Origin of the sequence: Bacillus sp. F2HM, assembly GCF_019266135.1 — a bacterium.
GTDB classification, from domain to species: domain Bacteria; phylum Bacillota; class Bacilli; order Bacillales; family Bacillaceae; genus Bacillus; species Bacillus safensis.
In genome coordinates this window covers 86100-98979 of the sequence record NZ_LRMO01000007.1, presented here as the reverse complement: position 1 = coordinate 98979, position 12880 = coordinate 86100, and the positions used below count along the sequence as shown (strand labels likewise).

13 protein-coding genes and 1 pseudogene are annotated in these 12880 nt (G+C 37.0%); all 14 read right to left on the bottom strand.

From position 1 onward, the window contains the following. Positions 1–210 precede the first annotated feature (210 nt). A complete protein-coding gene (locus tag AWT60_RS05035) occupies positions 211–1446 on the bottom strand; it encodes a TerD family protein (RefSeq protein WP_041089489.1) in 1236 nt (411 codons plus the stop codon). Between the two features lie 328 nt (positions 1447–1774). Further along, the gene (locus AWT60_RS05030; protein ID WP_218676993.1) at positions 1775–2755 is read right to left on the bottom strand and encodes a restriction endonuclease; all 981 of its coding nucleotides are present in this window, start codon (positions 2753–2755) and stop codon (positions 1775–1777) included. Positions 2756–2905: 150 nt separating this feature from the next. Continuing rightward, the gene (gene bglA, locus AWT60_RS05025; RefSeq protein ID WP_099663856.1) at positions 2906–4345 is read right to left on the bottom strand and encodes a 6-phospho-beta-glucosidase BglA; all 1440 of its coding nucleotides are present in this window, start codon (positions 4343–4345) and stop codon (positions 2906–2908) included. Between the two features lie 211 nt (positions 4346–4556). Then, positions 4557–4707, bottom strand: a pseudogene (locus AWT60_RS18640) (LysR family transcriptional regulator); the annotation flags it as partial. Positions 4708–4728: 21 nt separating this feature from the next. Continuing rightward, positions 4729–5235, bottom strand: a complete 507-nt coding sequence (locus AWT60_RS05015) for a hypothetical protein (RefSeq protein ID WP_218676992.1) — start codon at positions 5233–5235, stop codon at positions 4729–4731. A 16-nt stretch (positions 5236–5251) separates the two neighbouring features. Then, positions 5252–5758: an LURP-one-related/scramblase family protein gene (locus tag AWT60_RS05010; protein ID WP_041089480.1), complete on the bottom strand. Its 507-nt coding sequence runs from the start codon at positions 5756–5758 to the stop codon at positions 5252–5254. 103 nt (positions 5759–5861) lie between these two features. Beyond that, on the bottom strand, positions 5862–6599 hold the full coding sequence (locus AWT60_RS05005) for an ABC transporter permease (RefSeq protein WP_218676991.1): 738 nt from the start codon (positions 6597–6599) through the stop codon (positions 5862–5864). Continuing rightward, positions 6596–7330: an ABC transporter ATP-binding protein gene (locus tag AWT60_RS05000; protein WP_073979561.1), complete on the bottom strand. Its 735-nt coding sequence runs from the start codon at positions 7328–7330 to the stop codon at positions 6596–6598. Before AWT60_RS05000 ends, AWT60_RS05005 begins: the two co-directional genes overlap by 4 nt. Next, the gene (locus AWT60_RS04995) at positions 7327–7764 is read right to left on the bottom strand and encodes a helix-turn-helix domain-containing protein (protein WP_073979562.1); all 438 of its coding nucleotides are present in this window, start codon (positions 7762–7764) and stop codon (positions 7327–7329) included. The genes AWT60_RS05000 and AWT60_RS04995 overlap by 4 nt, the downstream gene beginning before the upstream one ends. Positions 7765–8047: 283 nt before the next feature. Continuing rightward, a complete protein-coding gene (locus AWT60_RS04990) occupies positions 8048–8896 on the bottom strand; it encodes an MBL fold metallo-hydrolase (RefSeq protein WP_073979563.1) in 849 nt (282 codons plus the stop codon). A 66-nt stretch (positions 8897–8962) separates the two neighbouring features. Continuing rightward, entirely contained in the window at positions 8963–10129 is a 1167-nt protein-coding gene (locus AWT60_RS04985) for an MFS transporter (protein WP_218676990.1), read from the bottom strand. 136 nt (positions 10130–10265) lie between these two features. Next, on the bottom strand, positions 10266–10568 hold the full coding sequence (locus AWT60_RS04980) for an ArsR/SmtB family transcription factor (protein WP_218676989.1): 303 nt from the start codon (positions 10566–10568) through the stop codon (positions 10266–10268). Between the two features lie 605 nt (positions 10569–11173). Then, a complete protein-coding gene (locus tag AWT60_RS04975) occupies positions 11174–12256 on the bottom strand; it encodes a DUF262 domain-containing protein (RefSeq protein ID WP_218676988.1) in 1083 nt (360 codons plus the stop codon). Further along, positions 12253–12870 (bottom strand): hypothetical protein, encoded by a 618-nt coding sequence (locus AWT60_RS04970; protein WP_218676987.1) that lies wholly within the window; start codon positions 12868–12870, stop codon positions 12253–12255. Before AWT60_RS04970 ends, AWT60_RS04975 begins: the two co-directional genes overlap by 4 nt. Between the last annotated feature and the right edge of the window lie 10 nt (positions 12871–12880).

Here is a 12880-nt window from a genome sequence, read left to right as displayed (position 1 = left end):
TGTCCATGGCACTTGTTAGTTCTTTTGCATCAAGTATCTTGCCCAGAAGAAGTCACTCCCTCCATTATTGATCATAAAGTCTATTTTACCGTGACCTTCAAAACGGAAAAATGGGCTAAATGACACAAAAAATGGAATAGAATCTCTATTTAAAGGTCAAATAAAATAAGCTAGACAATGGACTTTGCTCTGTCTAGCCATACATTCGTTTTATTTATAATCATTGATTGGTCCTTTATCCATCAAAACATCAATTTCATTAGAAGACTTCATTTTTAATTTAGGTCTGCGCTCGGAATTTGGTTTGCTGTAAAGCTCTAGCGGACGGATGATCACACCATCATTTGTATTTTGAAGCATACCCGGCACACAAGAATAAATCCGATCATTATCATTCGCATGTTTGGCATGAATTGTCACAGATGTTCCTTGGTGATTATCGATACTCATAGATACCCTATATCTATAAAAGGAACCTGTTCCGTTTGATTGAGCAGAATAAACAACCGGAACGATAGCAAGGATATCGTCATTTAACCGTAATTTAATGACTTCTGTTTTCATCGATTCACGGTCTCTACCGACATCTCCCATATGCTCTACAGCCCCGTTACCGTAACTTTTGAGAGCAGGAACACCTTTTGCGCCAAACATGGCCACATCTATTTGTTTTCCTGACTTCGTATAGACCAATGCATAAATATCATAATCAGTTCCAGACTCCCAGGATACTGTAGCTGTAATCTCAGGCGTTTTTTCAATGATGATCGGTTTATGACCTTTGTCTAGATTAATTTTACCTTGAACTTTCTCTAAGCTAATAGGTGAAGCGACTTTCTCTTTAGCAGTTGACTTTATTGGAGCAGGCTCATCAATTAGTTTTTCAGAAGTCATTTGAGGAGGTGTAGAAACATCCTGTTCATCAGGTTCAACCTCTACCCCAAAAAGCTTGCATAGCCCTTCTAATCCAGAATCGAAGCCACGCCAGATGGATCGTGCTTTCGTTTCACCATTTCTGATATATAGCTCTACTACGACAATACCCTTTTCATTTGTAAAGCTTACTGGTGTAAGGTATAGTACCTCATCGCCTGTTTGAATTTCTGCTTGCAGATTCTTCACTTGAGAAAAACCAATTCCTTGATCCTCTGTTAGTGTAATCGCCACCTTTGTGATTCCAGCAGGCACTTTGCTCATATCAAAATTCAATTGATGCCTTTTCAACTGACCTGATATCTCTGCTGGTAAAAGTGTCGCGACACCCGTGGCACTCTCCGGCTGATTGTAAAAAATAATGCCATTATCTCCTTGAACTATATCTGAATCTGTTAAGAGAAACGCTGTTAAAGAAATATCAATTGCAGATGATACTTCATAACTGATGGATACTTGTCCCTTTGGAGAGTTTAGTACGGTATTGGCACCCATTTGCAGAGTTTGATTCATTTCAACAACTCCTATTCTTTATCTACCATTTATCGCTTTTATAGATCAATTATACCAAATGGTGTAATAGAGCCTATGAATATCTTTATCTCATTTTCAATCTCTGCAATGATATGAGACAATGCCAATTAAAAACAAACTACTCTCGAAAGGAGAATCATGATGTATAAAAAAATCATTCCTGCTGTTATGGTGATATTCGGCTTTTGGATTCTTCTTCAAATATCCTTGAACATTAAGATCTTTCTCAATCCAATGAACTATTTTGTCGCTATTACTCTCTTTTTTCTTTGTATTCAGGCATTAATAAAACATAAACAATAAAAGATCACTCAGGCACATACACTTTTTTCAAAGGTAATAAAGACCTTGTCTCTGTTGGCATGTCCTCATACCATTGTACAATAAGATTGACGAGTTCTTCTAAGTCCAATAGATGAACTTCATTATGCTTCGCAACAGCTTTTGCATGAGAAGTAAATCCGCCAGTAGAAACAAATAAACTATTTGCATTCATGGGGTTAGCTCCTAATAATTGTTGCACTTCTGGTGCACTGGCTGAAGCTTTTCGATGCTTGACTTGTACTTTAATAATAGGTTTTTCAAATCCAAATGCATCTTTATAAGCTAATACATCTACACCGCCGTCAGGACCTTTTGGACTCACACGAACATTGTATGACATAGCTTGCAGTAGGCCCCCGACTAAGTCTTGCATCTTCCACGGGTCCAATTTATCCACCTTATCTGCAATCATCACAGTTGCTTTGCTGACTAAATCTTCAATAATTTCATCTTCTTCGGTTTCATCTTCGGATGCTGATATAGAAGTAGGGTTTTTCAGTAGGTGTTCAATTTCTTCTCCCCAATCATCTACACGAAAAACAGTTGATATAGAACCGAGGCTGTTTTTGGCTGATTGGCTGAAAGAATCTCGTTTCACTGCGATTGGTTCCCAGTTGACTTGAATATGATTTGGATACATTTTATCCCCTGCTGCTTCATCAAAAAAATGTGGAGCAGTCACCGTACCAACCCGATATTCACGGCTTTCTTTTATGTATGTAATAATTCGATCTCCCTTTTGAATTTCTCTACTGAACCTCCATACCTGACTAACCCAGCTTCTTCTTGTAAACGGTTTGCTCTCGGCGAAGATAACATCAGCTCGGGCATTCATCTCTTGCTTTGTTTGATATTGTTTTGGATCACCTAATTTCGGCCAACCGATTGATGCTAAGCCTTTCTCTTCCCACATCGGAATTAAATCATTCTGGTCGCCTGCACGAACCATCCACCATTTTGTCATTTAAAATCTCTCCCTTTCCAACCTTTTCTTCTTACTAAATTATAAGACTTATATCTAGTGAACAAAAGGATATACACACCAATTTTTCTGAAAGAACGCAAAAACCCGCACAAGTATATACCACGCTCGTCCGGGCTCTATTTTCCTTTATTACACTTCTTCACCGTTCGTTGCGATGACGTTTTGATACCAAGTAAACGAATCTTTTTTGAGGCGCTTCATTGAGCCGTTTCCTTCGTTGTCGCGGTCAACGTAGATCATGCCGTAGCGTTTTTTCATTTCTCCTGTTGTGAATGACACGATATCAATGATGCCCCAAGGTGTGTAGCCAATAAGGTCGACACCGTCGTATTCAATGGCTTTTTTCAGTGCTTCGATATGCGAAGCGAGATATTGAATTCTTTCTGGATCGTGAATAGAACCGTCTTCTTCCACTTGATCTATTGCACCAAATCCATTCTCTACGATGAATAACGGGATTTGATAGCGATCGTAAAAACGATTCAATGTATATCTTAAGCCTGTCGGGTCAATGGACCAGCCCCAGTCACTTGATTTGATATAAGGGTTATCTACACCATGCGGCAGGGCTCCGTTGACAATGTCTCCGTTGTGATCAGACACCGTATCACTTTTAACCGTTGTCGACATGTAGTAGCTAAAGCCTAGATAATCCACTTTCCCTTTTCTTAAGCTTTCTTCATCGCCTTCTTCAAATGGAATGTGATAGCCTTCGCGTTCGAATTCTTTTAATGCATAGCTCGGATAGTAGCCGCGCACCTGTACATCTGGGAAGAAATAGCGCTGTCTCATATATTCCTCTGCCAGCATGACATCCTCAGGGTTTGAGGAATATGGATAGATTGGCACGTGAGACACCATCGCTCCAATTTGGAAAGCAGGATTGATTTCTTTTCCTTTGGCTACTGCCCATGCACTTGCAAGTAACTCATGGTGTCCTGCTTGATACATGACTTCTTTGGCATTTTCACCTTCTTTGACTGATACCCCTGAATTTGTCCAAAGGAATAGTGGGTTGTTGACATCCATTTTGTTATTGATTTCATTAAATGTCATCCAGTATGTGACCTTGTCCTTGTATCGATTGAAGCATACTTCTGCGAATTTCGCGAAATACTCAGCGACTTTTCGGCTGCGGAACCCGCCGTACTCTCTTGCTAAATGGAGCGGCATCTCAAAGTGGGACAGCGTAATCACAGGCTCAATGCCGTGCTTGAGCAGTTCATCAAATACATCATCATAGAATTGTAACCCTGCTTCATTCGGTTCTGCTTCATCTCCCTTAGGGAAAATCCGGCTCCAGCCGATCGATGTACGTAAGCATTTCAAACCCATTTCGGCAAACATCGCGATATCTTCCTTATATCGATGATAGAAATCGATTGCTTCATGATTCGGATAAAATTTATCTTCTTCTATCGTTTCAGTTATTTGTCTCGGTACTCCATGAGCACCTGCTGTCATCACATCTACAACACTTGGGCCTTTTCCAGCTTCGTTCCATCCACCTTCAAATTGATGTGCAGCTAATGCTCCGCCCCATAGAAAATCTTTTGGTAATGTCATTATTCATTCCTCCTATTTCACAATTGTGATCATGACGTCTGTTCGATTACTCGAGAATCACGTATAACTACACGCAATCCCAATTTTTTATTCAAGTGAATAATTTAATTATTATGGATAATGGACGAAAAAAGCCCCCTGAGACAATCAGAAGGTTTTCTTACTATTTACCTCTCAACCTTTATCATTCCCTTCTTCTTTCCTGAGAAGAAAGGTCTTCAATCGCCAAATCATTTCGATTACGCCGAAGCAGCACAATCCCTAATTCCGACTCAAGCAGACTGCGTCAGCCCAAGCTTCTTCCCGGCTTTTGTAAAACTGCCGCATTCGACGACTATTAGAAATACTTTGTATTGGAATGTGATCAGTGTGCTCACCTCACAAGCTCATATTAGATCTTGGCAAAATCTACTGTTAGATATTTCTTTGATTTTTCGATTTAAATGTTGTTCTATCATTTGAAAGCATGCCTGCTGAATCCATAAACGTTTAAATGTATAGAGCTGTTCTTTTTCATCACCATGCAAATCTTCATCCTTCTCCAACTGAAAATCTGTTAAATCCATTTTTTCATGAACGTGCATATAAGTATAAACATGAGCATTGTGAAAATCGTGCATATGCTCTACTAAAGATGAGATCGTGGTGATAAAATCATCAAATGTATCTTCTTCAAGCTTTTTTTTGAGATCCAGATTACTATGGACATCAATTGAAATGTAATTATCTCTTTCATCTAATTCTTCTCGGGTAGCTAGCGGGTTATCATGGGGCATTGCTTTTCTGTTTAAATCTGTAATGGAGAAATAAATAATGATTTCTTTTTTATCGAGAAATTCATACTCCCATAATTCTGCATCTCTTAATCTTATGATGCGAGTGAGGTTGTCCAATTTTTAAACCCTCCAATTAATTCGTCGTTGCCGACGACGAAGACCTAGACGCTGCTTCATCAGCTTTTACACAATCAATCGCAACAACGAGCGCAATCATCACAGGCTCCATTTCTTCTTTCAAAATATCAACCTTATAGCTGTCACCCCAAGTAAACCATTCCTTCTTCACCTGACCGATCACTTCGCCATTCTGCAGCACTTGGAAATTCATATCCCACCAGTTACCTTGCACTTCGATCCCAGCAGCATCAATTGAATATTTTGCTTTAAAAAACGTAAACTCTTTTTTAATCGTCAATACCTCTTGACCATCAACTTCTACTAAAAACTTCGGTAAAAAGGTAAACATTTTCTTCGTAATCACAGCGATTTCATCTCGTTCTGTATTCAAAATGGTAAACGTCTTCGGCATCTTCATAAAGCTGCCTTCGACCACATACACATCGTTCTCTTGCTGATCTTTGACGGTAAACCTGCCGCTCAGACTAAATACTTTTTGCTTCATGTAAAGCTGTTTCATATGTACCTCCCTCTACTCAAATGACAACTTCATTAAAGTTTATCATACAGAAAAAGACACAGGTAACCCAGCTGTAAATTTCTTCACCAAAAACTGTACCAAACTAATCGTTTTCCCCATTCATTTTCTTTTTAAAAGCAAAAATGGCGATAGCTACAATAATACCTGTATATCCTATCACCCACCAAAAATGCAGTAAAATTGATGCATAGTCTCCAGATAAGGCAGCTCTGCTAGCGTCTACTGCGTGAGCAAATGGTAGTGCGTATGCAATATTTTTGAACCAGCCTCCAACTAAATTCAAATCAAACCATGTACCACTTAACCATGCGCTCATATTCGTTAGTAGCGCTCCACAAATACCACCAACTTGCTTATCGTTAAATATACTCCCTACTAAGAGCCCTATGCCGATAAATAGTAAAGATGTTGGTAAAAGGACAAGAATAGATAACAAAACATTGGCATTAAAAGGTAAACCTAAGAAAAAAGCTGTGATAAAACTAATGATAACTTGAACAATCGCAATAGGTAGGAGTGGCACAATATACCCTACAATGTAGTCTGAGGCAGAAAGGGGTGTAGTAAACAATCTCATCAAGAATGAGGTACTTCGATCTTTAGCTATTAACATTCCAGCGAATAGTGAGATAAAAGAAAGACCAAAAACAGCTATGCCAGGAATAAGTTGATCAATAGCAAATACATCAGATGGAATATTCGTTTGAATAGCATGAAGCAATAATAAGATAACTAACGGAAAGCCTATACCAAAAGCTACGTTTAAAGGATCTCTTAAAATCTCTTTACAATTACGTGAAGCAAAAGCGAGTGATTTCATCTTACGACCTCCTCTTTAGCAGCTAATGACACAAACGCATCCTCAAGTGATTTGGTGTTGGTGCTTTCCTTCAATTCGGCTGCTGTTCCAACTGCCTTTAATTTTCCTTTCGCCATCGTGCCTATTCGATCCGAAAGGGCTTCTGCTTCCTCCATATAATGTGTCGTGAGAATGATGGTCATGCTCCCCTTTAATTTCTCAATAGCACTCCATAGCTCACGCCTTGCGATGACATCAAGACCAAGAGTAGGTTCATCAAGGAAAAGGATTTTGGGGTCTGTAATGAGTGCCATTGCAATACTGAGTCTTCTTTGCATCCCTCCGGATAGGGTTTTAGCCTTCATTTTAGATACTTCCGTCAGACTAAACGTACCGAGCATTTCTTCGACTTTTATATCGATCTTTGTTTTATGGAACCCGTATATTTGAGCGATTAATTCAAGATTCTCTTTCACGGATAAATTAGGAGCTACTGCCGTTTCCTGTGGTGAAACATTAATCTGTTCTTTTACTGCGTAGGGATTAGAAACAATACTGTTACCCAGAATCGACGCATCACCGGTTGTAGGGGTGCTAAGACAGGTCAACATCTTAATCGTTGTCGTTTTACCTGCACCATTCACTCCAAGTAACGTAAAAAGTTCGCCTTGTTCAATTGAAAGATTAAGAGAATCGACTGCAATCTTTTCTTCGAATTTCTTGGTTAGATTCTTTGTTTGAATCGCAATCATTCTTCATCCTCCTGACCTTCCTGTGCCTTATATATCTCGTCAGCAAACTGCAGGAAGTCCTCATTTCTTACAATGGCAATTCCTTGAGCTTCATCGCCCAACATCAACAAGCTGTCTCCAGGACAGATACTGAATACCTCCCTCGCTTTTTTAGGGATGACAATTTGCCCGCGTTCGCCAACCTTTACAAGTCCAAATATGTGTTTTCCTTTTGGTTTCACCCCTGCCATTTCTGTACCATCCAAATTATTCACGAGATCATCCAAAGCAATGCCATATAATTCAGCCAAAGCCTTGCAATTATTGATATCCGGCACAGTTTCCCCCGATTCCCATTTCGCAACAGCTTGCCTTGAAACACCAATTTTCTCAGCCACTTCTTCTTGTGTAAATCTGTGTATTTTTCGCATTTTTTTCAAATTCATATTGATCATACTTTTCACACCCTTCATCATTATTATATTAAATTTATTCCATTTATCTACCAACTAAACATGACATCAAAAGTTATCTTCAACTTACATTTGATTAAATGCCTAAGTTTAACAAAAAGCCCCTCAAACTTAGTGGAGGGGACTAGTTGTAGTATTTATAATCATGTTTTCTTCTGCTACAATACCTTCTGCTAAGGCTAAAAGGGAAAGAAGAGAGATTTTGTTGCTTAACTATAGCTGGCTTAGAAAATAGGTAATGTTATCAGTGAATAACCGGAATCACTTAATAACCATTTACAAAATAAGCAATCGTCTCTAATTCATCTTCTTTCAGTTCTCTGTTCACGTAATGTTGATATTCTTTCGTGATTTTCTGCTTATCTCCACCACATTGATCAGTGAATTTCGCTATCATCCGAAGTTTGTCTGTTTCCTGACGAAACTCCTCTTTTCTCCACGGTCTTTGGTGTGAAGGAATATACGTATCGGCATCAAAAGCTTCTAACTCATCTAAAAGACGCAATATTTCTTTCACTGTATAATGTACTCTCTCAGCATACATTTTCGGATAAATGCAATCACCAAGAAACAGGATTTTCTCTTCTTTCACATACACGATCACTGAATCAGCCGCATGATCGCCTCCAACATGCTGCACGATGCAAGTGACGCCGCCAAGATCAATATCTATCCGACGGTCAAACGTGACATCCGGTAAAGCCACCTGAATATCTCGATGACCCTGATATTCTTCCTTAATGGCCTTCGCGCAGAACTCAATCTCCGTTCCTTCCCTCACCCGCTCATCAATCGCCTCATCTGACCACGAAAACGGAACAAGCTTCTCCATTTCCTTTCTTGTCTTTGCAGAAGCAATCGAAAGCGAATCAGGCAGCGCAGGCAGACCAAAAATATGATCCCAATGCCAATGCGTGAGGACAACGAGATCGGGCTTGGTGTTCTCGTGTTTTAAAGTTCTTTGGATGAAATAGTTCGCATGATCTTCTGAGTTACCCGCATCGATCATTAATGTTTTGTTAGTGCCTGCGACCATACCTAGGATGGGGCGGTCGGTAAGTGATACCGGTGTGATGTACCAAAAACTCTGACCTATTTTTTTAATTGAGTGCAAAGGTGCTTCCTACTTTCTGTCATTATTTTTTAAATTGAATCACGTTTTTTCCCATCGTTCTACTGTTTAAGTATATCGAATTTCATTACTCGAAGTAGCACGCGAAGCCAATATTGTGACAATGATCGCTATTGCAACGCCTAAAGCACCTGCCCAAGTAACAGAAGATAGAGAAACCCTCTCTACAAAGATACCTCCAATAGCTGCACCTGCGGCCATCGCCAATTGCATCATTGACTGATTGAGACCTAATAGTATACCTGATGACTCTGGCTCCATTGTAGCTAAGTGATATTGTTGAGTCGGGCCAGAAGACCATGCAGCAAATGACCATAATATTAAAATGAGCAATACTCCAACATAAGAATGCGTAACTAGTGAGAGCAATATGAGCATGATGACATGTAATGTCATTCCACTAATCAGAGTAAAATTCACACCCCATCGATCGGTACTAAATCCACCAAACTTTGACCCAACTAGACTAGCAATCCCGAATACAAGGAGAACTCCACTCAGCAATTTGCTGCTTACACCTGATATATTTAAAAGGTAAGGGGATAGGTAGGTATAGGCAATTGAATAACCACCAAGCCAGAAAAAGGTGATGGCTAATCCCAACACTACTTTTGGTTTTTTAAAAAGAGCGAGTTGTTGAATTAAAGGTACAGGTTTATCCCCTTGGATTTTTGGAATCGTAAGAGAAATGATCACCATGGCTAATAATCCGAGTAAGGCTATTCCTCCAAATACAGCCTTCCAACTAAAGAAATCACTAGTCATTCTGCCAAGTGGGACTCCAATGATCAATGATGCTGTAAAGCCCATTACTACTGTAGCAATAGCGGTACCTTGCTTACCTTTTGGTGCAATTTTTTCAGCAATTGTTAATGCAGTAACTACGACCATCCCCGCTCCAAGAGCCATAATAATTCTTGACACAATAAATAATTGATACCCAGGGAGGACGAATGCAAGAATATTACCTAGAATAAAAACGCTAAGTGAAAATAACATTAACTTGCGTTTATTCATTCCCGATGTTAAAGCCATTAATACTGGGGTGAAGATGGCATACACAAGAGAAAAAATTGTAATTAACTGGCCGGCTGCAGCTATCGTAATCCCTAATGATTCAGAAATATTATCCAAAATACCAGAGATGATATACTCTGATGTACCAACTAAAAAACTGACAATAGCTAAAATGTAAATCTTTACAGTGTTTGACAATGTAGATCACTCCTTATATATAATACATTTACATATCTAGAATTGTTAATATGTATGGACAAAAAAACATATTACGATAAGTCGATTTGTTTTAATAAATGAAACTGAATTCTGATGTATGAATTCAGTTCATTTATTAAATATTTTTTTCTAGAATCTCAGAAATTTGTTTTATGGCATTTTCATCTCTTTTATAATACGTGTATTTACCTATACGCTCTGTCGTAATTAATCCAGCTCGTAGTAAAATTGAAAGGTATTGAGATGCGGTTGATTGCGTCATTTTCAATTTATCTGTTATTTGACTAACACATACCCCTGTAGTATTCATATCAATCCCTTCATGGGGTGTAAAATGACGATCAGGTTCCTTTAACCATTGTAAAATTTGCAATCTGGATTCATTGGATAAGGCTTTGAAAACTTCTATTGGCTCCATACACCCCATTATATCGATAAATAACGATATGTCAACATGTGTTGTTGGAGATTCCTTAAAAGTTTCTGTTTTACTATGTTATTCTCTCCGCTTTAGGCTTAATCGTGGTTTTTTACGGAGTGGTTATATCTATTCTGGTGCAATGGAGATGTTTGATGGTGCTTGTACAGCTAAATTTAGCCTTCTCATCCCTCACTAACTTATGATAAGGCCTACTTGGGGTTGTTTTTATTATCAATGCCAAAAATAAGTCTGTCACAATCCGTGATGCAAAAAAGTCCCGTTTGAGGGAAATCACTCAAATGAGACTTTTTTTAGTGATTATTTAATACCCATTTACAAAGTAAGCAAGGGGTTCTCCTTTCTATACTAACCCAATCAACCACTTCTCAACTATATTCCCTTCTAAAAAGACGAATAAAACGATTTTTAAAAATAGGAATGCTTCACAGGTTTGCTTGATGTTTTACTGCTTCTTTTTTTGATTGAATCTTCCATTATTGAAAGTTGTAAGTCGATAGAATTAGTCTTGTATTGAATTTTTTATATATTTTTTATACCATGAATTTTATTTTATAAATAGTTAGCTATATTACCTGTTTATACTATATATCATTGATATCAATATTACTTATCCCTTGTAATAAAACTTTTTTCATGATGTTGAATCTAATCATTCTATTTTGCAATTTATTTATACCTTCTGATACTGCGAGTTTATACGTATTTAGTATAATTTTTATTGTATCATTATTATCTACTTCTTCATTTCTATAATCTAAATACATTTTTACAAATTCAGTGAAATTCGATATAATATTATCGGATATTTCAATTTCATTCCTTTCAAAGTGATCTATAACTGTAAACATGGTATATAGTTGTGATTTCTTTTGAATAAATCCTATAGTCTTATCATTAATAAATTTATCAAGAGAGTCAATCCATGATAAAATTCTGATTTTATCAGTATCTCTTTCTTCATAAACATCTTTATAGTCATCATAAGCATTATTAAGAGGCCTTTGAGTTGTCTGGTTTATAATACCATCACGTGCGAGTAATATTAACGAAGCACAAAATTCAATATCTTTCATTCTTTTAATATCTCCTGCATTGAATAAGTTATTATTAGACCAAAATTCATTTTCTGAAAGTTCAATAGCTAATTCCGCGAATAAACCGTTAGATGTACTATGTCTTTTCTCTTGTGCTCTTAAATTATAATCAGTTAAATTTAATCTGTAAAATATACTTTTTATAGTTTCAACATTATCTACTTCTGAAAGTTGAACAACAGGTATATTGTAAGACCAAATATTAACCTTTTCTTCTTTAGTCAATTCATCAAATTTTTTATTTGCATAACTCCCAGTTATATCAGGCTGAGTAAGACTTGATTTAAGTAAGGAAAATTCACCTTCAATAAATTCTACTATTGCATTTACTCTTTGTTGACCATCAACAATATGAGTAATAGTTTGTCCAGTAGTTGGATTGGTTTCAGCATCCCATAAATATAATGAAGGTACGATATATCCAATTAATATTGTTTCTATTAATCTTATTTTATCAGTCTCATTCCAAACCTTTCTTCGTTGATATGATTCATCTACAACAAGAACCCCTGCTGTAAATTTGTCATACAGATCTTTCACCTTCACAATATGAAAATTTTTTGAAATCATTTACTTACCTCCTCCATTATTGCCTTTTTCAATTTATTGATACCTTTAACATGATATTCTTCAAGATCTTCCCATGATCTATATATTCTAAAATTAATTGGATGACGGAATTTTGCTTTTTCCTTTAACTCCCTTTTTGTTGCTCTTATTCTTTCATTCCAAACCTTTCTTATTGAAGGTATATTTTCTAACGTGTTTTTAGATATAAATCCATTAAATATCCCTGATGATATTTCTTTGTAGTAATGGGAATATCTGACACTAATTTCTTCTCTTGCTAGATCCCAATATTCAAAAAAATATTTTTCAGAAACTATTGCTATATCAATATCCGATTCGGTTTCTTCATTACTATCAAACTTTCTTAATGCTTTTTGTGGCGAAAAACTAAAGCCAGTTTTCCCACTACCAACAATTAATATATTTTTCATGCTTATAGATAAATTTTTTGAGATTATTTCATTCATTAAATCAAGATTATTCATAAATTCACTATGATTTAGATTCAAATGGCAAGTGAAGTACCAAATATCTGTATTAAACAAATATTTTTTTACAATAGTGATCTCATCTAAATTTTCAAGGTCAAACTTTATTTTTTCTTCAGATGTCATAATACCACCT